The 20,223-nt window shown below is 66.4% G+C and carries 24 protein-coding genes; 10 read left to right on the forward strand and 14 right to left on the reverse strand.

The features are described from left to right. Positions 1-22 precede the first annotated feature (22 nt). The 3 genes from ABD53_RS09900 to ABD53_RS09910 form a co-directional block, all read right to left on the reverse strand. The gene (locus ABD53_RS09900; protein ID WP_200900354.1) at positions 23-1,231 is read right to left on the reverse strand and encodes an MFS transporter; all 1,209 of its coding nucleotides are present in this window, start codon (positions 1,229-1,231) and stop codon (positions 23-25) included. A gap of 71 nt (positions 1,232-1,302) precedes the next feature. Beyond that, positions 1,303-2,028 carry an NUDIX hydrolase gene (locus ABD53_RS09905; protein WP_053057903.1) on the reverse strand — a complete coding sequence of 242 codons (726 nt, stop codon included), beginning with the start codon at positions 2,026-2,028 and terminating at the stop codon, positions 1,303-1,305. Positions 2,029-2,115: 87 nt separating this feature from the next. Then, entirely contained in the window at positions 2,116-3,234 is a 1,119-nt protein-coding gene (locus tag ABD53_RS09910; protein WP_235401518.1) for a mechanosensitive ion channel family protein, read from the reverse strand. Between the two features lie 227 nt (positions 3,235-3,461). Between ABD53_RS09910 and ABD53_RS09915 the strand changes: the two genes are divergently transcribed. Continuing rightward, positions 3,462-3,908, forward strand: a complete 447-nt coding sequence (locus tag ABD53_RS09915) for an acyl-CoA thioesterase (protein WP_047865607.1) — start codon at positions 3,462-3,464, stop codon at positions 3,906-3,908. A 51-nt stretch (positions 3,909-3,959) separates the two neighbouring features. Here the strand turns inward: ABD53_RS09915 and ABD53_RS09920 are convergent, their stop codons facing one another. From ABD53_RS09920 to ABD53_RS09930, 3 genes are all read right to left on the reverse strand, one after another. Next, on the reverse strand, positions 3,960-4,742 hold the full coding sequence (locus ABD53_RS09920; protein ID WP_053057904.1) for an ABC transporter permease: 783 nt from the start codon (positions 4,740-4,742) through the stop codon (positions 3,960-3,962). Between the two features lie 2 nt (positions 4,743-4,744). After that, positions 4,745-5,452 (reverse strand): ABC transporter ATP-binding protein, encoded by a 708-nt coding sequence (locus ABD53_RS09925; protein ID WP_047865608.1) that lies wholly within the window; start codon positions 5,450-5,452, stop codon positions 4,745-4,747. A 194-nt stretch (positions 5,453-5,646) separates the two neighbouring features. After that, entirely contained in the window at positions 5,647-6,420 is a 774-nt protein-coding gene (locus ABD53_RS09930) for a TVP38/TMEM64 family protein (protein WP_160309669.1), read from the reverse strand. Positions 6,421-6,631: 211 nt separating this feature from the next. Here ABD53_RS09930 and ABD53_RS15975 point away from each other — a divergent pair, with 211 nt between their 5' ends. After that, positions 6,632-7,480, forward strand: coding sequence for a TVP38/TMEM64 family protein (locus tag ABD53_RS15975; RefSeq protein ID WP_053057905.1), 849 nt, complete (start codon positions 6,632-6,634; stop codon positions 7,478-7,480). Here the strand turns inward: ABD53_RS15975 and ABD53_RS09940 are convergent. The 6 genes from ABD53_RS09940 to ABD53_RS09965 all read right to left on the reverse strand — a co-directional run bounded on the left by ABD53_RS09940 (position 7,415) and on the right by ABD53_RS09965 (position 12,812). Next, positions 7,415-8,203: an SDR family NAD(P)-dependent oxidoreductase gene (locus ABD53_RS09940; protein WP_047865610.1), complete on the reverse strand. Its 789-nt coding sequence runs from the start codon at positions 8,201-8,203 to the stop codon at positions 7,415-7,417. The genes ABD53_RS15975 and ABD53_RS09940 overlap by 66 nt on opposite strands. A 346-nt stretch (positions 8,204-8,549) precedes the next feature. Further along, positions 8,550-9,161, reverse strand: coding sequence for a GTP cyclohydrolase I FolE (gene folE / locus ABD53_RS09945; RefSeq protein ID WP_047865611.1), 612 nt, complete (start codon positions 9,159-9,161; stop codon positions 8,550-8,552). Continuing rightward, a complete protein-coding gene (locus tag ABD53_RS15980) occupies positions 9,154-9,882 on the reverse strand; it encodes an HAD family hydrolase (protein ID WP_053057906.1) in 729 nt (242 codons plus the stop codon). The genes folE and ABD53_RS15980 overlap by 8 nt, the downstream gene beginning before the upstream one ends. Continuing rightward, entirely contained in the window at positions 9,879-11,000 is a 1,122-nt protein-coding gene (locus ABD53_RS09955) for an aminopeptidase (protein ID WP_047865612.1), read from the reverse strand. Before ABD53_RS09955 ends, ABD53_RS15980 begins: the two co-directional genes overlap by 4 nt. 164 nt (positions 11,001-11,164) lie before the next feature. Then, positions 11,165-11,986, reverse strand: a complete 822-nt coding sequence (locus tag ABD53_RS09960; RefSeq protein ID WP_053057907.1) for a sugar phosphate isomerase/epimerase family protein — start codon at positions 11,984-11,986, stop codon at positions 11,165-11,167. Continuing rightward, complete coding sequence (locus tag ABD53_RS09965; RefSeq protein WP_160309670.1) at positions 11,970-12,812, reverse strand: DUF72 domain-containing protein; 843 nt, start codon at positions 12,810-12,812, stop codon at positions 11,970-11,972. The genes ABD53_RS09960 and ABD53_RS09965 overlap by 17 nt, the downstream gene beginning before the upstream one ends. Before the next feature lie 156 nt (positions 12,813-12,968). Between ABD53_RS09965 and ABD53_RS09970 the strand changes: the two genes are divergently transcribed. The 7 genes from ABD53_RS09970 (at position 12,969) to ABD53_RS10000 (ending at position 18,252) form a co-directional block, all read left to right on the forward strand. Next, positions 12,969-13,949: a histone deacetylase family protein gene (locus tag ABD53_RS09970; RefSeq protein WP_047865613.1), complete on the forward strand. Its 981-nt coding sequence runs from the start codon at positions 12,969-12,971 to the stop codon at positions 13,947-13,949. After that, on the forward strand, positions 13,942-14,748 hold the full coding sequence (locus tag ABD53_RS09975) for an SDR family NAD(P)-dependent oxidoreductase (RefSeq protein ID WP_047865614.1): 807 nt from the start codon (positions 13,942-13,944) through the stop codon (positions 14,746-14,748). The genes ABD53_RS09970 and ABD53_RS09975 overlap by 8 nt, the downstream gene beginning before the upstream one ends. A 5-nt stretch (positions 14,749-14,753) precedes the next feature. Beyond that, positions 14,754-15,767 (forward strand): NAD(P)/FAD-dependent oxidoreductase, encoded by a 1,014-nt coding sequence (locus ABD53_RS09980; RefSeq protein ID WP_047865615.1) that lies wholly within the window; start codon positions 14,754-14,756, stop codon positions 15,765-15,767. Positions 15,768-15,793: 26 nt separating this feature from the next. Next, positions 15,794-16,231 carry a hypothetical protein gene (locus ABD53_RS09985; protein ID WP_047865616.1) on the forward strand — a complete coding sequence of 146 codons (438 nt, stop codon included), beginning with the start codon at positions 15,794-15,796 and terminating at the stop codon, positions 16,229-16,231. 145 nt (positions 16,232-16,376) lie between these two features. Beyond that, positions 16,377-16,724 (forward strand): hypothetical protein, encoded by a 348-nt coding sequence (locus ABD53_RS09990; protein ID WP_152670718.1) that lies wholly within the window; start codon positions 16,377-16,379, stop codon positions 16,722-16,724. A gap of 2 nt (positions 16,725-16,726) precedes the next feature. Beyond that, positions 16,727-17,065 carry a hypothetical protein gene (locus ABD53_RS09995; RefSeq protein ID WP_047865618.1) on the forward strand — a complete coding sequence of 113 codons (339 nt, stop codon included), beginning with the start codon at positions 16,727-16,729 and terminating at the stop codon, positions 17,063-17,065. A 179-nt stretch (positions 17,066-17,244) separates the two neighbouring features. Continuing rightward, positions 17,245-18,252, forward strand: coding sequence for a CPBP family intramembrane glutamic endopeptidase (locus tag ABD53_RS10000; RefSeq protein ID WP_047865619.1), 1,008 nt, complete (start codon positions 17,245-17,247; stop codon positions 18,250-18,252). A 76-nt stretch (positions 18,253-18,328) separates the two neighbouring features. Here ABD53_RS10000 and ABD53_RS10005 read toward each other — a convergent pair whose 3' ends face one another. Together ABD53_RS10005 and ABD53_RS10010 are read right to left on the reverse strand one after the other, a co-directional pair. Next, positions 18,329-18,643 carry a helix-turn-helix domain-containing protein gene (locus tag ABD53_RS10005; protein ID WP_084709494.1) on the reverse strand — a complete coding sequence of 105 codons (315 nt, stop codon included), beginning with the start codon at positions 18,641-18,643 and terminating at the stop codon, positions 18,329-18,331. A 9-nt stretch (positions 18,644-18,652) separates the two neighbouring features. Then, a complete protein-coding gene (locus tag ABD53_RS10010; protein WP_084709495.1) occupies positions 18,653-19,615 on the reverse strand; it encodes a deoxyribonuclease IV in 963 nt (320 codons plus the stop codon). 110 nt (positions 19,616-19,725) lie between these two features. On the opposite strand from ABD53_RS10010, the gene ABD53_RS15985 reads away from it, so the two are divergent. Continuing rightward, positions 19,726-20,181, forward strand: a complete 456-nt coding sequence (locus tag ABD53_RS15985; protein ID WP_053057911.1) for a hypothetical protein — start codon at positions 19,726-19,728, stop codon at positions 20,179-20,181. Positions 20,182-20,223 lie beyond the last annotated feature (42 nt).

Genomic DNA, 20,223 nt, shown 5'->3' on the forward strand with positions numbered 1-20,223 from the left:
GGATAACCGGAAATGTCAGGGGTCAAGCAGGCTGGCGGATAATGACGAGGGCGACGAGAAACATGGTGGCGGCCAGCCCGGCGGCGGCGTAGTAGGCACCGGTAATGCCCAGCGCGGCGGCCGAGGCACCCATGACGAGCGGCCCGATGGTCTGGCCCAGACGGAGGCCCATGCCGTTCAGGGCTAGCAGTGCGCCCCGGCTCTCGGAGGAGGTGGACCCGGCGAGCAGGGAGAAGATGTTCGGGAGGTTTATCCCCTGCGCGACCCCGAAGATCACGGTGGGTATGAGCAAATACGGGAGCGCGGGCATCAGGGGTATTGCGGATAGCGCCACGGCGTACAGCACGAACGCGATCCTCACGAGAGTCATTCCGTCCACGATTCGGGCGATACGTCCCAGCTGCAAAGAGGTCAGGGCCGTGGTGAAGGACGCGCTCGACAGGATCAGACCGACCAGCAGGGGCGAGGCGCCGAAGGAGCCGTCGAGCAGGATCGGGAGGTACGTGATCTGGGGCCCGTACAGGATCACGAACGTGACCAGCGTGGCGCCCAGCAGCCCGGCGGTGCGCCGGTCCTTGAGGCTGTCCCGGATGTCTCTGAAATACTGTTTGAGGCTCTCCCCGCCCTCCGGCTCGGGGTTATGCAGGAAGAACAGCACCAGCAGGCCCACGGGGACGGCCACCAGGGGTAGAGCGAAAGGGTAGTGCCAGCCCAGTATGGCGAGAGCGCCGCCAATCGCCGGGTAGCTACCCGTGCCCAGGGAGAGGATACTGGAGTTGTAGCCCATCGCCGTATCGCGGTCGTTGCCGGAAAAGATGTCGCCGATCATGGTCACGTTGATCGTGCCGAGCGCCGCGGCGCCGCAGCCCTGTAGAAAGCGCAGGATCAGCAGCGCCTCTATACCCGGAGCCAGCGCGCACGCGCCACCGGCGATACCGAAAAGAAACAGGGAGGGCACGAGCACCCTTTTGCGTCCGAGCCGGTCCGAGAGGATACCGAGAACCGGAGTCAGCGCTACCCCCGGCAGGGTAAACACCGTGAGCAGCAGCCCGACCCGGCCTGCTGAGAGTCCAAGCTCTTCCGAGACCTCCGGCAGCGCCGGGGTTATAACGGCCGCCCCCATGACGGCCATCAGGGTCACGGCGAAGATGATCCGCAGGTTGTGGTTCCTGTGGACCGGTTGCCCGCCCCCGCTCTCTCCCGCCGCGCTCACGAGGACGAAAGTTAGCACCTCTGCATACCTCACGTAGCGATGGCATACACAAGGCGTGCGCCGGAGGCAAGGCTACGGGCGTGAGGCCGTTAGCCTGGACTCCAGCCGAGGCGGCACAGGAGCCCGGCGGTCATCGCGGCGGTTGCGCCCCAGATCTCGTACCGCCGCAGCGTCCCCCCGCCGCCGACGGTGACGCCGTCCACGGCGAAGACCGGCACCTCGTAGCGGCGGCCGTCGCGGCTCCACGGGACCCGCTGGAAGGCGCTGCCGGACATCAGGTCCGCGAGGGGCACGGTGAAGATCTCCTCCACCTCTTCGGGGGCGAGCGCAAGCTCCGCCCTGGTGGGCAGCAGGCCGACGAACGGGCTTACCCGGTAGTCGCTCGGGGGAATGTACATCTCCTCCAGCTGGCCGAGGATCTCGATCTCCGCTCGCGGGAGACCAACCTCCTCGCGGGTCTCGCGTAGCGCCGTCTCCAGCAGCGAGCCGTCGGAAGGCTCCATGCCGCCGCCGGGGAATGAGATCTGCCCCGCGTGATCCTGCAGGTGGCCTTTTCTGAGCGTGTACAGGACGTGCGCCCCCCCGGCGTGGGGTATCACGGGTATCAGCACGGCGGCGCGGCGGGAGCCGTTATTCGGCGGCGGAGTCCTGGGGCGTCTGTGGCCGGTTTCGAGGTCCACGGGCGAGAAGCTCTCGTACACCTCGCGCCAGCCCTCGAAAGGGGTCGCGGTCGCGGCCCTCAGCCGGGACTCGAAGCCCCCGGGCGAGCCATTCGGTGCGGTGTCGGCGTCGTTTTCCTGATCCGGTTGCGTCACGCGTCCAATGATAGATCATGGCCACGACGCCTTCCGTGCGCGCCCGTACGCTCCGGTAGCTCGGTAGCTCCGGCGGGCGCTACGGAACTACGAAGAGCCATCCGCGGCGGACTCGGCGGACTCGGTTCCAAATGCCGGCATTACGGCCGGTATGTCTATGCCCTCCTCGGCGTAACGGCGGTGGAGGCGCTTCATAAACTCGTGCTTTACCGCGAACTGGTCCACGAACTCCCGGATGGTCAGGATCACGGAGAAGTCGACGCTCATCTCTCCGAAGTTGTTATAGCGGACGAGCGGCTCCGTCTCGGCGACGCAGCCGGGGACCTCCTGCAGGATCTCACGCCCGACCTCCAGCGTCACCTCCTCGACGCGGGCGAGGTCCATGCCGTACCCGACGCGGGCCGGAATGATGAGCGAGAGCTGCTTGCCCGGCTGATAGTAGTTGGTGATGATGGAGTTCGACATCGTCGAGTTCGGCACGATGATGGTGTTGTTGTTCAGGGACCGGATCGTGGTGTTGCGCCAGGTTATGTCGGTGACGTAGCCCTCGTCACCGGACTCCAGACTCACGTAATCGTTTGGCCGCAGCTGGCGCGAGAGGATTATAACTATGCCCGAGAAGAAGTTGGCGAGCGTCTCCTGCAAGGCCAGGGCCACGGCAAGACCACCGACACCGAGAGCCGTGAGTATCGGGGCGACCGCCACGCCGATGGACTGGAGCGAGATCAAGCCCGCCAGCGTGAAGATCACGATCCCGGAGACGTTCACCAGCAGCGACGAGGATGGCAGACCCTTGATCTGGCTCGTGTACAGCTTTATGAAGCCGTTGGCTATCCGGGTCAGGAGCACCGCCACAGAGATGATAAAGGCCACGGTCAAGCCGGAGGTGACCACGTTGAAGAGCGTGACGTTGTCGCCGCTTCCACGCTCGAAGAAGGTGAGAGAGCCACTGTACGCCGCCAAGTAGATCCCGATCAGACCGAACCACACGGTGACCACGTAGCGCAGCGAGTCAAAGATGATGTCGTCGCTATACCAGTAGTTACTCGAGGCTCGATAACGTAGCCAACGCAGCACCGTCTTCTCGAAGATAAACCCGAGGACGAACCCACCGAACACCAGAGCCAGCGGCACCAGATACCGCATGGCACTGTTCTCTCCACCGGACCAGGTAACGTCAGCTATACGTGTGAGCAGCTCTCTCAACTATTGCCTCCGGCTCGACACGCGGAGCTTTCTCGCACCGCGCCAACTTCTATAAACCGCTCCGGCAAGATTCTCTCACGCCGGGCGGCGGGAGTATATTATGTCGCTCGGGAGCTTTACACGGATTCTACGGGCGCCGCCGCGAAACCTTCCGAGGAGTCAAACGCAGCGGGCGGCATCGTCTATTCTGGGACGCTCCGGATACTGAGTGGAGGTTGTATAAACCTATGACGAGGCGCGAGCCCACCAAGCGAGAGCTTTATCCGCACTTTCTACAGCTACAGACGCGCTGGATGGACAATGATGTCTACGGTCACGTAAACAACGTCATCTACTACTCGTACTTCGATACCGTGGTAAACGAGTACCTGATCTCCTCCGGCGTGCTGGATATCTCCGGCGGGGAGGTCATAGGCCTCGTGGCGCACACCGAGTGCGACTACTTCGCGCCCCTCTCGTTTCCGCAAAAGGTGGACGCCGGGCTGCGCGTCGAGCGCCTGGGCGGATCGAGCGTGACCTACGAGATCGGGCTGTTCGACCCCGGCTCCGACGAGGCGGTGGCCGTGGGAAGCTTCGTACACGTCTACGTGGACCGCGAGACCCGGCGCTCCACCGGCCTCCCGGCGCCGCTCAGAGAAGCGCTGGAAAGGTTAACCACCGGCGGCACCGGATAGCCCGAGCAGGTTTAAACGGTGTGATCGAGGATGGGAGCCTCTTCGTATATCTCAGTCTCCGTGGAGCCACTCCCGGAGCTGGTGCCGGGCGTTGAAGAAGGATCTGTAGGAGAGCAGGCCGACGGAGATCGCGGCGATAGAGACGCTGCCGAGCAGCATGTACAGCACGACCATCTGCAGGCGCACCGCTTCGAGCGGGTCCGCCCCGCCGATGATCATGCCGGCCATCGCCCCGGGCAGGAACACTATACCGGCGGTCTTTGTAGAGTCTATAAGCGGTATCAGCGCGCTTTTCAGGGAGCTCTTGACTATCGGGGAGAGGGCGACGCGCCCGGTCGCCCCGAGCGCGAGGGCCGCCTCGACCTTGTCGCGCTGCTCGCGCACGTCGTCCCGGACCCGCACCAGCGTCAGGCTCGTCGCGTTCATGGAGTTCCCGATAACCATGCCGCCGAGCGGGATCAGGTACCGCGCCGTCGGTGGGATCACGCCGAGCAGTAGCAGAAGTCCCAGGGTACACAGCGCCGCCAGCGCCACGGCCCCGGTGGCGAGCGGCAGCGCGCCCGGCACCTCGGCGGAGCGCCGCGAGGAGGTCCAGCCCGCGAAGCCCACCATCGCGGCGAGGAGCAGGACCACGTACCCCACGCCCTCCAGCCCGAAGATGAAGTTTATGACGTAGCCTATCGCCGCGAGCTGGACGAAGGAGCGCACCACCGCAATACCAAGGTCCTTCTCCAACTCGAGCCGCTGCCAGAGGCTGAGGGCAACCGCCACCGCGACCAGCGCGAGCGCGAGCAGCCCCGAGACCAGGGTGGAAAGACCCTGTACATCTCCCACCCCTACGAGCCCCCGGAGACCAGCCTGCGGGCCTCCCGTCCGGCGGCCGAGAAGAACTCTCCGGTCCGCCATTGGCCCACGCTCTGCCCGGCGGATAACAGCACCACGCTATCGGCCACGCGCCGGACCTGCTCCAGGTCGTGGCTGACGAGCATCACGGTCAGGCCGGAACGGTCGGCCAGGTCCCGGATCATACCTTCCATGCCGCGGCGGGCCGCCTCGTCCAGCGAGCTCGTAGGCTCGTCCATGAGGAGAGCCTGCGGCCGGAGCGCGAGCGCCCGGGCCACGGAGACCCGCTGCTGCTGGCCCACGGAGAGGCTCTGGGGGTCACGGCTGCACAAGGAGCCGTCCAGGCCCACGCTATCCAGCAGAGCCTCCACATCCGCCACCGAACCCGCGAGCCGGGCGCCGTAGATCACGGCGTCCTCGACCGTATCCCCGAAAAGCGCCGGTAGCTGCAGGACCATCCCAACCCGGCGTCTCAGTGCTAGCGTATCCAGCAGTCTCGTTGGCTCGCCGTCCAGATAAACCTCGCCGGAGGTTGGCTCGATCAGGCGATTCACGGCCCGGAGGAGGGTGCTCTTTCCCGCCCCGGAGGGACCGACGACCGCCGTCACCTCTCCCGTTACCGCCGAAACGTCCACGCCCGCGAGTATCTCCGTCCCCTGCCGGACGTACCGGAGGTCTTCTACCCGGATCTTCTCTGTCATCGCGCCCATCCCGGCGGCGGATGGACCCCCGTCACCGGCTCGTCAAGCTCGTCCATAAGAGAAAACTAGCGGAGCCGGCCCGCAAATGCCACGATCTCACGCTACTAGCGAACGGGGTCTTACCCCCAGACGGCCCGGAGGAGCTAGAGGGAAATCCTGGATCACATGCCCTCTTTGGCGCTGTATCTAGTGCCCTACCTGACGCCCTCCCGGATCTCCTCGTCGCGCCGCCAGCGCAGGGCCCGGACGAGGTCCTTGCGGATGCGGCGGCTCGTAAAGAGCGCGGCGACCGCGATCACGAACAGCCCGATGGCGACCGCCACCTCGACCCACTCTCCGGTGACCAGACCGGCTCCAAGACCTACCGTGAACACCTTCGGGGAGGCGGTGACGAAGGTGACCGCCGCGAACTGCCACAGCGGCAGCCGGTGGGCCAGGCCGGCGGCGAGGCTCACGAAGTTGAACGGTATCGGCATGACCACCCTGAAGAACAGCAGCTCGCGCCAACCGCCCAGGCCCCGGTCCAGGACCCGGTCCACAAGCTCCATGCGGCCCTCGCCCACCAGCCTGCTAACCAGTCCCCGCCCGGCCCAGCGGGAGAGCACGAACAGTATGCAGGCGCCCAGCGTATCCCCGGCCGCCGTGAGCAGAACCCCTCCGATGAGCCCGAAGAGCGCGCCGGAGGCGACGTTCAACGGGTATCCCACTACGGGGATAGTCATGAAGACCAACGCCTTCGCCAGCACGTAGGTTAGCGGGGCGAGCGCGCCCGTCTGCTCGACCCACTCCCGCAGGATCAGCCCGACCGCCTGTACCTGTTCCAGCCAGACGGAGACCCGCCCGACGCCGCCTACCGCCTGTACGACGAGAAAGCCCACCGCGAGCAGAGCCAGTAGCGAGATCAGGGCGACCAGAAGCGTCTTGCGCCACGGCTTGATCGCCCATGTGATCCGCCTCAAATGACTCATTGCCGCCTCTCCTCTACTCGTGTATCTTGCGCTTATGTCGTTAATGAAGATGAATCTCAATAGCATAAGCACGGTAGGCCTTCCACGGTCATTAGTCAAGGGCGTGGTCGTAGAAGATATAGCGGGTAGCGGAGCCGTCGGAAGCCGGTCTCCTCTATACCCTCTATGCCTCACGGACTCCGCAGGCTTCGTATCTGCGGGGGCGTAGCCCGTGCAGGGGCCCATCGCGGCGCCGGCGGCCCCCGGCTCCCGGGGTTCCGGCCGGACCCGCGTGCGCTGGGGGGCGGTTGCCGGCGTCGTCTTCATTCTGGCCCTCGCGGCCGGGATGCCGCTCCTCGGCCTCGGAGAGCGGCTGCGGGAGGCGGTGGAGCAGACCGGGGCCTGGTCCCCGGTGGTGTACGTCGCGGCCAAGGCGGCGGCTACCGTGGTGGCCCCTTTTAGCGGGGTCCCGTTGAAGGCGGCTTCGGGGGCGCTTTTCGGGGTCGCGGGCGGTATCTTCTACTCGGTGCTCGGGGATGTAATCGGGGGCTGCCTGTGTTTCTGGGGGGCGCGGCTCCTGGGAAGAAACACCGTCGAGCGCGTCGCGGGTAAGGGTAGCCTGGACCGTGCGGAGGAGTCCGTCTGCTACGCCGGAGGGTGGAGGGCGCTGTTGTTCGGGAGGCTCGCGCTCTCCTCGGTGTACAACCTGGTCAGCTACGCCGCCGGGCTTACGAAGCTGCCCTTCCGGCAGTATCTGATGGTGACGGTCTTCGGGGGCGTGCTGCACACCAGCTTTCTGGTGGCGCTCGGGGCGAGCACCGGGCTCGACTGGAAACTGCGACTGGTGGCCTACGCGAGTATCGCCGTGCTGGCGCTGCTGGCGCTGGTGGGCGGACGGGGCCTCCAGCGTACCCTCGCCTATAATATCCAGGTTCCGGTAGACGTAACCGATACAGATCAGGCCTACGGGGCGCAGAGCATCCCCCGGGCTTCCCGCCTCCCCGGCAGGGCCCGGCTAGCGGTACACGCGGGCCACCCGCTCCAGCGCCAGTCGGACCCCGGAGGGCAGCAGGGCCCGTAGCACGGGCAGAGCCCGGCTCTGGAGGCCGACGTGCAGCTCTGGCTTGCGGCTCCGGGCGGCTTTCACGATGGCGGCGGCCACCTCGGAAGGCTCTTTCATAAAGCGCCGGGCCCGGGTTTGCTCGGCGTTTGACCCCGAGGTGGTGAAGAAGTTCGTGTTCCGGGTCGCAGTCGGGTACACGGCGGTAACTTCTATACCGTGCTCCGCAAGCTCCGCCCGGAGGGTGAGGGTCAGGGAGTCGAGGGCGGCCTTGGTGGCGGCGTAGTTTCCCGAGTTTGGTACGGGGAGCTTCGCTACCACCGACACGACGTTCACGACGTGACCGCTCTCTGCGGGCAGCATGTGCTCAAGTGCGGCCTTGGTGGCGTGTACGGCGCCCATGTAGTTGGTCTGTAGCTGGGCCTGCATCTCGTCCGCGCCCACCTTGATAAAGGGGCGGTGCATGCCGTAGGCGGCGTTGTTCACCAAGAGATCCAAGCGGCCCCAGCGTCCGGCGGCGGCGTCCACGAACCGCCGCATCTGGGACCCGTCCGAGACGTCGGCGACCATCGTGAGAGCCTCCGGAGCATACTTCCCGAGCTTCTCACGCGCCTCCTCAAGCCGCTGCTCCCGGATATCACACAGGGCTACGTGGCAGCCCTCGCGAGCAAAAGCCAGAGCCGTCTCCGACCCGATGCCGCCGGCGCCGGTGATCACGACCACCCTGCCGCGTAGATCTTCCATGTGGTCGTCCTCCTTTCTGGCAGTTCCTGGCAGGGCAAGGGATACGAGGGCTCGTGTAACGAGCGGGCCCGCGGCCGCCCCGGCTCCGCCGGCTCTCTAAACTCTCTAAACCTCTAAAGAGCCTCTGGGATATACCCACCGGGCCTGGTGGGTACGATCTGCGAATCTCTAACGGTCCCAGTCTACGAGATAGCTCCGGGGCCGTCTGACGGCGGAGGGCTTTTGTGTGATCTCCGGCACGTCCGGGGACCTCCCCCGTTCGCGGGGTGGATAACTTCCAGGTTACGGTTTGTACGCCCTGCAATCCGGGCGGCCCTGCTCTGCGGGGCGCGGTTCGTAGGAGGCCCTAGCCGTGCAGGCTACGGCGGGACATGTGGGCGAAAGCCTCGCTACGGCGGCCCTCGTCCTTGGCGAAGATACCTCTGACGGCGGAGGTGACGGTTACGCTGCCGGGCTTTTGAACCCCCCGCATTGTCATGCAAAGGTGCTCCGCCTCGACCACCACTATAGAGCCCCTGGAGCCGGCATTATCGTACAGGGCATCCGCGATCTGGGCGGTGAGCCGCTCCTGGAGCTGGGGACGTCTGGCGTAGCCCTCCACGACGCGGGCGAGCTTGGAGAGCCCTACCACCCTGTCACGGGGGATGTATCCCACGCTCACCTTGCCCGTGAAGGGAATGAGATGATGCTCACACATGCTGTGCAGGGGGATGTCCCGGACCAGGATCATCTCGCCGTAGTCCTCGGCGAATCCGACCTCCAGATGGTCTACCGGATCTTCCGCGAGCCCGGAGAACAGGTAGGCGTAAGCGTCGGCGACGCGGCGCGGGGTATCCAGGACCCCCTCGCGCCCGGTATCCTCGCCAATGGCCTCCAGGATCTCCCGCACCGCCCGCTCTATGCGGGGGCGGTCCACGCCGCCCTCCGGGTACGCTCCGCCGCCCTCGCCATTATCCATTGATCCCACCGGCGAGACCCGGTAGCTCGAATAGCTCCGTGAGATCGGAGACGACGGCCTTGGCCTCCTCTGCGCTCTCGCCGTGGCGCGACACGAGCACGGCGTCTATGCCGCAGGATGCGGCCCCCGCAACATCCGAGACGGTATCGTTGCCGACGTGGACCACCCGCTCGCGGCTCTCTGATTCCCCGGCCACCCGCAGGGCTTCCTCGAAGATCCCGGAGTCCGGCTTCTCGATGCCCAGCTCAGCGGACGCTATGACGGCGTCGAAGTACCCGAGCCAGCCGAGCTCCGCCAGGGTCTCCGTGAGGGTGATATCCCAATTCGAGACGGCGTAGACCTTCTTGCCCCGCTCCCGCAGACCGGCGAGCACCTTTTCGGACTCCGGATAGGGGTTAAACGAGATCCTGCGGTCCGATATCTCCTCCAACAACTCGTCCGGGGCCTCCGCTTCGAGCTCCCGGGCGACCCGCAGGGCGTTTTCCCGCTTGAATGCCGCCAGCTCGTCCGGGGTGCGGTAGTTGATGTTCCCGTCTATGTGCCGCCGCACGCTCTTCCACACCGGGGCCTCGGCCCGCTCGACGGTGAGTGCCCCGCCGCGGCTGTACGGCGCAAGGTCTGCGACGTAACCCTCTACGTCAAGGTCAACCCACAGGAGGGTGCCGTCTATGTCCAGAAAGACGGTCTCGTAGCTCTGCGCGTAGCCCGGCGAGCCGCTCAACGTCCGGCCTTTGCGGCGGAGCCGAGATCGAAGCCGACGAACTCGCCGTCTTTCTGGATCAGCTCTCCGTCGGCGTACAGTTCGCCGCCTTCACGGAGGTCCGTGATCATGTCCCAGTGCACGCTGGACTCATTCGTGCCGCCGGTCATCTCGTAGGACTTGCCGATCGCAAGATGCACCGTGCCGCCGAGCTTCTCGTCGAACAGGATGTTCTTCGTGGCGCGCGGGATGCCGTAGTTCGTCCCGATGCCGAGCTCCCCGAGAAAGCGAGCGCCCTCGTCGGCGTCGAGCGAGCTCAGGAGGTACTCCTCGCCCTTCTCGGCGCTGGCCTCGACCACCTTGCCTCTCTCGAACCGGAGCCTCACGCCAGAGACCTCGCGCCCGGCCACCGCCGTCGGGACGCCGTAGTAGACGTACCCCTCGGCGGAGTCCTCGATGGGCCCGGTAAATACCTCGCCGCAGGGCATGTTGTGGGTGCCACAGCCGTTTATGAAAGTACGACCCTTTACCGAAAGTTTAAGGTCAGTCTCGGGGCCGAGGATGTGGATCTCGTCCGCCTGCTCCAGCCGCTCGGCGAGGCGCTGCTGCTCTTTCGCCTTCTCCCGCCAGAACCCGGCCGGGTCGTCCTGGTTCAGGGCCATCGCGGAGAACGAGAACTCCTCGTACTCGGCGAGGCTCATGTCGGACTCCTGGGCGAGCGCCTCGGTAGGGTACTGGGTCAGCACCCAGCGTTCCTTGCCGATCACGATCTCCTGCAGCGGCTGGTTGCGCCGGCCGAGTGCCTGCTGCTTGGCCGGGTCCACCCCGGCCAGGGCCCGGGTATTCTGTGGCGCGGAGACCGTGATAAAGGCGTCGGCCTGCTCGTAGGCGCCGAGTATCGCCGGCGGGATCTCCTCGTAGTGCAGATCGTGGGCCTTGTCGAAGAAGATCTCCTGCATCCCCGGAAAGGTTAGCTGCGGAACCGGGATCGCGCCGACCTCCAGCAGCCGCGCGTATACCTCTTTTATGAGCGGCTCCGCCCCCGTGGCCCCGGCGAGTACGACCTGGTCTCCCTCCGAAGCCTCGATGGAGTAGTCAACCAGCACCCGGGCCAGCTTTTCCAGGCGCACATCTTTCATAGCATTATCCCTCCGGCGTTTTTAATACTCATGACTCTCGGAGAGAGCTTAACACCTACGGGAGAGCGATAATCCGGGTTCAGGGTAGAGCGCCGGGACGAGCGTTGAGTAGTTGCGTGAGGCTAGCCTTCGCACTCCCCCGGACAGCACTGACAACGCCCCGGCTATCTCTCCAGTTTCGTGGAGCGGCTCAGAGCCTCGCGGGTAAACTCCAGTGACTCACGCATCCTCTTTAGTATCTTCTGCGGGTCCGGCGCGCCGAGGGGCCAGGGCTTGAGCTCCAGGCTCACGGCCCCCGTGTAGCCCTGATCCCCGAGCCCGGCCAGCAGCTCCCCCAGTGGCAGCTTGCCCTTGCCGGGCGGGCGGTGATCGTCGCGGCCTATCAGGCGCGAGTCGGAGAGGTGTACGTGCCGGAGCTGATCTTCCAGGACCTCCCGGGCATACAAGACGTCCACCCCGCTCACCCCGCAGTGACTGGTATCCAGGGTCACGTCACCGACCCCGAGAAGATCCTCCGGACGCCCGCAGGTCCGGGGGGCACGCAGCCCGAGCACGCCCTGATCCACCTCAAGCGGCATGTTCTCGACGGCCACGGCGACGCCCTGCGCCCGGGCCTCGGCGAGCGGGCCCTCGCACCACCTCTGGAGGCTGCGCCCCGCCCGTGGCGGATGGGCCACGACGACGCCGGCGCCGATCCGGGCCGCAAGATCCGCGACGCGGACCAGCGTGTCTTCGGGCTCAAGGCCCCACACGCCGCGGCCTATAGGAGGGTGCAGGGCGTAGACGGGCATGCCGTGGGTCTGCGTCAGGTGCTCCAGATAGCCCTGCTGGTGAGTATCCCAGCGGTCGTCCATCATGATCTCGATGCCGTCGAATCCGGTCTCGGCGGCCCAGGCGAAGATCCTGTCCAGCCCGAACGGATGCAGCGAGCCGGTACTGAATATAACCGGTATCCCCGGCCTACTCACGTCATCCCCGCTCTCCACGTCTCACCTCCATGAGCTGACGCAGGGTCGAGGGAGAGTGATTCTGGTAGTGGTTGTTGGCGTAGACGAAGACCTGCCGCCCCTCTTTGAGGAAGCGGTCCGCGAGGGAGGACCACCACGCGAGGTCGGCGTCGCGGTTCTTCTTGGGCTCCATATGACCCTCGGGGAACTCCCGCCGGTCTCCGAGCAGCCGCACGTAGGAGAAGCCCGCCGTCGCCTCGGTCATGGCCGGCATGCCGGGATAATCTATGAGCGTGAGCGCGACGTTACGCTCGGTGAGGAGCTTTGCGAGGTCCGACCCTATCCAGCTCCTGTGACGGACCTCGACGGCGTAGCGGAAGCCGGGCGGAAGCCCATCCAGAAAGTCTTCGAGCACCCCGATGCCCTCCACGTCGAAGCTCGGGGGGAGCTGGATCAGGAGCGGTCCTAGACGGTCTCCGAGCCCCTCCATCGTCCTCACGAAGCTCTCCGCGGCGGAGGCCGAGCCTACCAGGTGATTGTCGTGGGTGATCTCGCGTGGAAACTTGGCGGCGAAGCGGAAGCCTTCCGGGGCGACCTCGCGCCAGCGGGAGACGGTCGAGTCGCGCGGGGTGCCGTAGAAGGATGAGTCTATCTCCACGGTGGCGTAGTGCCGGACGTACTCGGCGAGCCGCGAGCCCTGCGGCGTGCCGGCCCGGTACACGCTGCCCTCCCAGTCGGCGTAGGACCAGCCAGAGGTGCCCAGGTACAGACCAGGCTCCGGCGGCTCGACCCTGCCCGCGCCCTCGTCGAAGAGCTTGTCCTGGATCTGTTCCTCCGTTCCTGCTGTTCCTGCCGTTCCCTGCAACTTCCTCGCAACGAACATTCGATGCTAGCACAGCGGAGTAGATCCGGTTATGAAAGCGTGGGCTACACGCGGGCGCGGGTTGTAATAAGGTTCTACCGTGACATGCTCTGAACACCCAAGACGCCAGCCACGCAACACGCGCCAGGATGCCGCACGATGAAGGTCTTCTACAGCGACACGTTCGTGCTGGAGCTGCCGGAGGATCACCGGTTCCCGATGCGCAAGTACTCCATGCTGCGCGAGCGGGTCGAGGCCGCCGGGATAGCCGGTCCGGGGGAGATGATGATCCCCGAGCCCGTCACCGACGCCCAGATCCTGCGTGCCCACGAGGCGGGCTACCTCGAACGGGTCGTGACCGGTACCACCACCCGCAAGGAGCAGCGGCGCATCGGCTTCCCGTGGTCCCCGGAGATGGTAGAGCGGAGCCGCCGCGCCTCGGGCGGCACGCTCGGGGCCTGCCGGGCCGCGCTATCCGAGGGGTACGCGGCGAACATCGCCGGCGGCACCCACCACGCGCTCTCGTACCGGGGCGAAGGGTTCTGCATCTTCAACGACGCCCCGATCTCCATCCGCGCCCTCCAGGACGAGGGGCTCGTGGGACGCGCCGTGATCCTGGACACCGACGTCCACCAGGGCAACGGGACGGCCGAGATCCTGGCGGGCGACGGCTCGGTGTTCACGTTCTCCATGCACGGCGCGAAGAACTTCCCGTTCCGCAAGGAGAAGAGCGACCTGGACGTGGAGCTCTCCGACGGCGCGGACGACGCGGAGTTCCTCTCCTCACTGGAGGACGGCCTGGAAAAAGCCTTCGCCGGATCGCGGTCCGGAGAGCCGGGGGGAGCGGAGATCGCCCTTTTCCTCGCCGGGGCCGACCCCTTCGAGGGCGACCGGCTGGGCCGGCTGAACGTCACCAAGCCCGCCCTCGCCGAGCGGGACCGGCTGGTGCTGGAAGGCTGCCGCGAGCGGGGTCTGCCCGTGGCGGTGGTCATGGCCGGCGGCTACGCAGACGAGATACACCACACCGTGGACGTCCACTTCCAGACCGTCCGGCGGGCGGCCGCGATGCACGCGGAGCGAAAAGGACAACACAAGCAAGACAGGCAAACCGAGAGAAAGCGAGACACCGTTCATGGATAACGCGAGCGATCAGAACAACCAGAACGATCAGAACGACCAGAGCCCGGTGTACGTCGTGCTCGGCGCGACCAGCGGCATCGGCTCGGAGCTTTGCAAGCGGCTGGCGGCTCAGGACGGCGCGAGGCTCGTGCTCGGGGGCCGCGACCGGGACAAGCTGGACGGCCTGACCGGGGAGCTGGACGCCGAGACCCGCACCGTGGAGCTCGACGCGACGGATACCGGGGCCGTAGACGGGCTCTTCGAGACCGCGTTCTCGGAGTTCGGGGGCGTAACCGGGGCGGTCAACTGCGTCGGGGCCTTCCTCCTGAAGCCGGCCCACATGACCTCCGACGAGGAGTTCGAGGAGCAGCTCACGCTGAACCTGAAGACGGCCTTCTACGTGGTAAAGGCCGCCGCGAACCGCATGCGCGAGGGCGGGTCCGTGGTCCTCCTCTCGTCTGTCGCCGGACGGGTCGGGCTGGAGAATCACGAGGCTGTCGCCGCGTCGAAGGCCGGGGTTACGGGGCTCGCGATGTCCGCGGCGGCGACGTACGTGGCCCGGGGTCTGAGGTTCAACGTGGTGTCTCCCGGCCTGATCCAGACCCCGATGACCGAGAGCGTCACCCGCAGCGAGACCTCCCGCGAAGCCTCCAGGCAGCTACACCCGCTAAACCGCCTCGGCGAGCCGGGCGACATCGCGGCCATGATCTCCTGGCTTCTGGACCCGGCCCAGGACTGGGTGACCGGCCAGGACTTCGGCGTGGACGGCGGCCTCTCGACCCTGCGCCCGCTCCCCCGCCGCAGCTCGAAGAGCGGCTAGCCTCGATGGCTACCGTAGTCCCCATAAGCTCCTGTCTAGTAGTCGGGGCCGGCATCTCGGGCCTGCTGGCGGCGCACGAGCTGCGTGAGGCGGGTGTGGAGGTCACGGTGCTGGACAAGGGCCGGGGCGTCGGCGGGCGGATGGCCACGCGGCGCTTTGGTGAGTCCGGCGGCGCGGTCTTCGACCACGGGGCGCAGTTCTTTACTGTGCGAGGCGAGCGCTTCGGCTCGCTCGTGGAGGGTTGGCTGGCGGAGGGGGCGGTCGCCGAGTGGTCACGCGGCTTCCCGACGCCGCAACAGACGCCGGAGGACGGCCACCCCCGCTACCGGGGCTCCGAGGGGATGACCTCGATCCCGAAGCACCTCGCCCGCACCCTGGACGTGCGCAGCGGGGAGATGGTGGCCGGCGTGGACCTCCGGGACTCCGGCTGGCGGGTTACCGCGGAGTCCGGCACCGGGTACGAGGCCGACGCGCTGCTGATAACCGTGCCCGCGCCGCAGGCTCTGTCATTGGCCGAGTCCGGTGGCTTCCGGCTCGCTTCGGAGGACCGGGAGGCGCTCGCGGCCATCACTTACGACCCATGTGTCGCGCTGATGGCCCGGCTGGACGAGGGAGAAAGCCCGGTGCCCGAGCCCGGGGGATTGCAGATCAAGTCCGAGCCTCTGGACTGGATCTCGGACAACCACACAAAGGGTATCTCCCCCGAGCCCGGCCTCACCATCCACGCCGGTCCGGGCTGGAGCAGCCGGCACTACGAGGACCCGGACGAGGAGGTTACGGGGTCGCTCCTGGAGCTGGCGGGAGAGACGCTCGGGGCGGACCTCGGCCCGCGCGTGCGGGAGACCTCGGTGGCCCGCTGGCGCTATAGCTGGGTCACCGAGCCCCACCCGGAGCCCTGCCTCACGGCCTCCTCCCAGTTCCCAATGATCTTTGCCGGTGACGGCTTCGGGCAGCCCAAGGTCGAGGGCGCGGCGCTCTCCGGCCTAGCCGCCGCTGACCGGCTCCTCGGCCGGGGCTGACCGCAGGGGTCCGGTAAAGGTCCGGCATGGCGGAGCTGGTGCTGCTGGCCAACGCGGGGGCCACGCTCTTCATGGCGGGGGTGATCTGGTTCGTCCAGATAGTCCACTATCCCCTCATGGGGAGCGTGGGCAGGACCCACTTCGTCTCCTACGCCGAGTCCCACTCCCGCCTGACCTCCTACGTCGTCGGGCCCCCGATGCTGGTCGAGGCCGCGACCGCCGCGCTGCTACTAGTAATCCGCCCCGCAGAAATATCTTTCCTCGCGGCGCTCGCCGGGGCCGCTCTGGTTGCCGCGATCTGGCTCTCTACCGCCTTTCTCCAGGTGCCCCGCCACGAGGCTTTCGGCAGGGGCTACGACCGCCGCGAGCACGGCGCGCTCGTGGCGACCAACTGGATACGCACCCTGGCCTGGACCCTCCGCGGGCTGCTCGTGCTCGGGATGGTCTGGCTCACCATCCGCTAGGCGTCTCCACTCACCAGGCACCTCCGGCACCTCGAAAACTCCTTGCGCTGGCGTCCGGTAACAAAAAGTGGTACAAATGAAATTCTAAGTTTCTCCGGGGAATACCGGCCCGGCGGGAGCCGGAGTTAAGGAGGAGAGCGGGGATTTGGGAAGTAGAAGAGTAGCCTTGAAACCCCACGCCGCCAAGATCCGCCGCTGGGTTGACGACGGGCGCGGGGACGAGTGGATAGCCCAGGAGTTGAACACCACGCCGTCGAGCGTCCAGAGCTTCCGGTCACGGAACTCGATCTACCGCCGGGACCCGGTTCGCCGGGGGAGGCTCTCGGAGCATCCGGTGGTGCTGGATGAAAGCGAGGCCGGTATCGTGCTAAAGACCGGGGCCCGGGACTCTGAGGTGTTCGACAAGGAGTGGCGCACGTACCTGCGCACCGACCCCGAGGCGCTCCAGCTCGTTATCACGCGGGACAGAATCTACCTGGAGAAGACCCGGTAGCATTGTCCACTTCGTCTACCTCGTCTAACGGGCCGGAAGAAAGCCGCAATGTACGCAACGTGGAGCTATCGCTGACCCTGGCGGAGGCCGAGAGCGCCCACGACGCCCTGGAGCGGAGCCTGGAGAACGGAGAGGCGGGCGAGGACAGAGCGGCGCTGGAGCTTGCGTACCGCAGGCTCGGCTGGCGGCTGCTCGCCGCGAAGGAAGGCTCGGGCCTGACCGCGCGGCTGGCCGAGATAGCCCGCAACGCCAGGAGCCTGGAGCAGTTCGAGCGGGAGCGGGACGAGGAGCTCGGTCCCATAATCGGGGGCCTGGAGAGCGGCGAGAACCGGGACCCTTAAAGCACCTGAAGCAAGCTCACCGCCGTCTCGGTGATTGGGCGGAGATCGGACGGTAGACGGCTCCGGCGGAGATTACGGGTAGTTGCAAGAAGCCGGCGCGCTTTTCCAACCCGCCGTCAGGGTCCTGGTAGTGCCCGTGCACACGCGGCGCCGGTAACCGCGTATGCTAATCTCAGGCCATGCTGCAGGCTCTATTCACCCTGATACCGCCGCTGCTCGTCGGCGGGCTCGCGGCGCTGTCACACTGGGCGAAGAAGAACATTGGCGCGGAGATCACGCTCTTCGTCCTGCTGGTCTTCTCCTCGCTGCTGGTGGTCGCGGTCGGCGGGTTGCTGCTGGTCGCGGGCCTTGTGGGGGGCGTGCCGGAGAGTCTGGTCTCAACCACTCTTTTCCTGACGGTCGCCGGTGCGGTGGCCCTGGCCGGTCTCGTGGGGCTGGGGCTGTGCCTGCCGCCGCTGTGGAGCATCGTCGGGCGCATGGAGCGCGGCTTCTGGTCCGAGCCCCCGGTGTTCTTCGCGCTCTGGATGTTCGTGATGGTGCTGGTGCTCTCCACGGTCGGGCTCGTGACCTTCGTGGGCGCGGATCAGGGCCAGCTCGCCGCCGGGCTCGGGGGACGGCTCTCGCCCCTGGATGTGGCCGTTGGGCAGCTACCCCTGGTCATCGTCGCCGTGTTCGGCGTCGGCCTGTGGGTGCGCCGGAGCCCGAGACAGGTCGTCGCCCGGCTGGGCTACGGTGCTCTGACGGCCAAGCAGCTCGGCGTCTGCGCGCTTTTCGTGCTCGGCGCGCTCCTGCTCTCGGTAGCCTCCGACAGGGTTTTCGCCGCTCTCCAGCCGCGACTCTACGAGCGGGTCGGCGAGCTCTCGTCCCAGCTATTCAGCACCCAGGGGATGGGGCTGGTGTCGGTGCTGTTGTTCGGCCTGTTGCTCGGCGTGGGGGCCGCCCTCGGGGAGGAGTCGCTTTTCCGGGGCGCGGTCCAGCCGGTGCTCGGCATACTGCCCACGAGCCTGCTCTTCGCGGCGCTACACGTCCAGTACGGACCGTCGGTCTCCATCGTATACATAGTGGTGCTCGCGGTCGGGCTCGGGCTGCTCAGGAAGAAGATCAACACCTCGGCCGCGTTCGTGGCGCACGCCGCCTACAACTTCCTGAGCGTCGTGCTGGGCCACTTCCTCGGCGGAGGGTTCTAGCCTTTACGGTTTACTGTAGGTTACTAGGGTTTTCAGGCTTTCTGCGGAACAGTCGGCGAGGATCAGCCGGCAGGGCTCAGGCCGCTATGGACTCGGAGACCGGCGTCTCGGGTACGGGCTCCAGGGCGGCCGAGATCTTTATGAGCAACTCGCTAACCTCTATGTCGAGGCCGGCGGCCACGCTCTCCAGCACCCTGGAGGAGGGGTCCTTCTCGCCACGCTCTATCTCTGCAAGGTACGAGACGGATACGTGAGAGCCCTCGGAGACCTGCCGCAGCGTGAGGTTGCGCTCGTTGCGCACGCTCCGCAACGTCTCGCCTATGGCCGAGAGGAGGTCCCTCGGCTGTGGGGTCTCTTGTAAAGCTTGTGAGCGAATCTCTACGGCTTCCATAGCGGGATTCTAAACGTTTGGAGTCGAAAGTGGCAACCCTCCGGCGAGCTCCTTGACCAGCCGCACCTGCTCGGCGTCCACCTCCGGCGTGCCGTACGGGGTCTCCATGGTCACCGGCACCTCCGGCATCCGCGAGAACAGCGCCGTCCAGGATGGGGTCGGGATCATACCTTCCCCGATCCTCATGTGCCCGTCCCGGTGGCTACCGAGGGCGTTCTTGGCATCGTTAAGGTGGAAGAGAGCGACCCTTTCGCCGAGCGTCTCGGCCATCTCCCGGCCGACCCCGTCGGCGGCCTCCGGCGTCGAGAGATCGTAGCCTGCGACGAAGGCGTGGGCGGTATCCACACACACCCTCGCCCCCGCCTGACGCGCCGCTGCCCCGAGCGTATCTAATGAGTAACACAATTGCGTGCCCGCGCCGACCGAGTTCTCCAGCACGGGCTCCGCGGGAGTGGCTCCATCCGCTCCGTCCGCGCTATTTCCGGCCCTCTCCCGCGCCTGTACGAGGCCCTCCGCGAGGAGCTTCATCCCCTCCTCCTCACCGGCGCCGCCGTGGCTCCCGGAGTGGACCACCACGAGGTCCGCGCCGGTCCTACCCGCGAGTGCAAGCTCATCCGCCAGGGTCTGTATCGAGCGTTCGCGCTGCTCGGGGTCCTTGGAGGCGAGGTTTATCAGGTACTTGGCGTGGGCGACGACCGGGTAGAGCCCCGTGTCCCGCACCCCGGCGGCGAACGCCTGCAGCTCTGCGGCGGAGCGTTCTGCCGGCAAGGCCCAGCCCTGCGGGTTGGAGACGAAGATCTGGATCGCCTCACAGCCCAGGTCCCGGGCCCGCTCCACGGTCTTGCCCAGCCCGCCCGAGGTCTGGAGGTGACGCCCTATACGGTTTCTGCGACCATCCGGGAACTCTTTCGTAGCTTGTCTTGATCCTTTATGCGAGGCGCCTGGGGAAGTCTTCGGAGAGGTATCGGTCATAGACGTAGATTCTAAAAGATATAATCGGCGGGAGCTTTGGAGATTCGGAGAGATTCAGAGAGGTTTGTAGAGGCTCGCAGAGGTCGTTTGAGGATCGGAGGAGACCAGAGATGACGGTAGAGGGCAAGATCGCGAAGGTGCTCGGCAACAACGAGGTGGTGGTGAACCGGGGCCGCGAGCACGGCGTCCGGCACGGGATGGTGTTCGAGATCTTCTCGCCCGGTGGCGACGAGGTCTGGGACCCGGACACCGGAGAGACGCTCGGCACCGTGGAGGACGTGAAGGCCAAGGCCGAGGTGAGCGAGGTCAAGGATAAGCTGTCCGTGGCGCGGCTCTCCGGCGGCGACAACCCGCTCGGGGCCGCGAACATGGGCGACATGCAGGAGAACCTGCAGAGGATCTTCGGCCAGATGTTCGGCGACAACGTGCAGGTGCAGGGCTTCGGCATGGGCGGCAACCAGGACGACGACAACGACGACCTGGAGAGCATGTTCGGCGGTCCGCTGGAGGACCTGTCTCAGGTGCAGGTCGGCGACGCGGCGCGGGAGATCAAGTCCAAGCGATAGCCCGAGCCTCACAGGTCAACCCGGCATCTAAATCACTGAAAC

Origin of the sequence: Rubrobacter aplysinae (assembly GCF_001029505.1) — a bacterium.
In the GTDB taxonomy this organism is placed as follows: domain Bacteria; phylum Actinomycetota; class Rubrobacteria; order Rubrobacterales; family Rubrobacteraceae; genus Rubrobacter_A; species Rubrobacter_A aplysinae.

What these genes read in the sequence shown, in the direction of transcription:
- ABD53_RS09970 (WP_047865613.1), top strand. Translation starts at nt 12,969, where the DNA reads ATGAAGGTCTTCTACAGCGACACGTTCGTGCTGGAGCTGCCGGAGGAT.
- ABD53_RS10005 (WP_084709494.1), bottom strand. Translation starts at nt 18,643, where the DNA reads ATGGAAGCCGTAGAGATTCGCTCACAAGCTTTACAAGAGACCCCACAG.
- ABD53_RS09985 (WP_047865616.1), top strand. Translation starts at nt 15,794, where the DNA reads ATGGCGGAGCTGGTGCTGCTGGCCAACGCGGGGGCCACGCTCTTCATG.
- ABD53_RS09980 (WP_047865615.1), top strand. Translation starts at nt 14,754, where the DNA reads ATGGCTACCGTAGTCCCCATAAGCTCCTGTCTAGTAGTCGGGGCCGGC.
- ABD53_RS09930 (WP_160309669.1), bottom strand. Translation starts at nt 6,420, where the DNA reads ATGAGTCATTTGAGGCGGATCACATGGGCGATCAAGCCGTGGCGCAAG.
- ABD53_RS09955 (WP_047865612.1), bottom strand. Translation starts at nt 11,000, where the DNA reads ATGAAAGATGTGCGCCTGGAAAAGCTGGCCCGGGTGCTGGTTGACTAC.
- ABD53_RS09975 (WP_047865614.1), top strand. Translation starts at nt 13,942, where the DNA reads ATGGATAACGCGAGCGATCAGAACAACCAGAACGATCAGAACGACCAG.
- ABD53_RS09940 (WP_047865610.1), bottom strand. Translation starts at nt 8,203, where the DNA reads ATGGAAGATCTACGCGGCAGGGTGGTCGTGATCACCGGCGCCGGCGGC.
- ABD53_RS10000 (WP_047865619.1), top strand. Translation starts at nt 17,245, where the DNA reads ATGCTGCAGGCTCTATTCACCCTGATACCGCCGCTGCTCGTCGGCGGG.
- ABD53_RS15985 (WP_053057911.1), top strand. Translation starts at nt 19,726, where the DNA reads ATGACGGTAGAGGGCAAGATCGCGAAGGTGCTCGGCAACAACGAGGTG.
- ABD53_RS09925 (WP_047865608.1), bottom strand. Translation starts at nt 5,452, where the DNA reads ATGACAGAGAAGATCCGGGTAGAAGACCTCCGGTACGTCCGGCAGGGG.
- folE (WP_047865611.1), bottom strand. Translation starts at nt 9,161, where the DNA reads ATGGATAATGGCGAGGGCGGCGGAGCGTACCCGGAGGGCGGCGTGGAC.
- ABD53_RS10010 (WP_084709495.1), bottom strand. Translation starts at nt 19,615, where the DNA reads ATGACCGATACCTCTCCGAAGACTTCCCCAGGCGCCTCGCATAAAGGA.
- ABD53_RS09915 (WP_047865607.1), top strand. Translation starts at nt 3,462, where the DNA reads ATGACGAGGCGCGAGCCCACCAAGCGAGAGCTTTATCCGCACTTTCTA.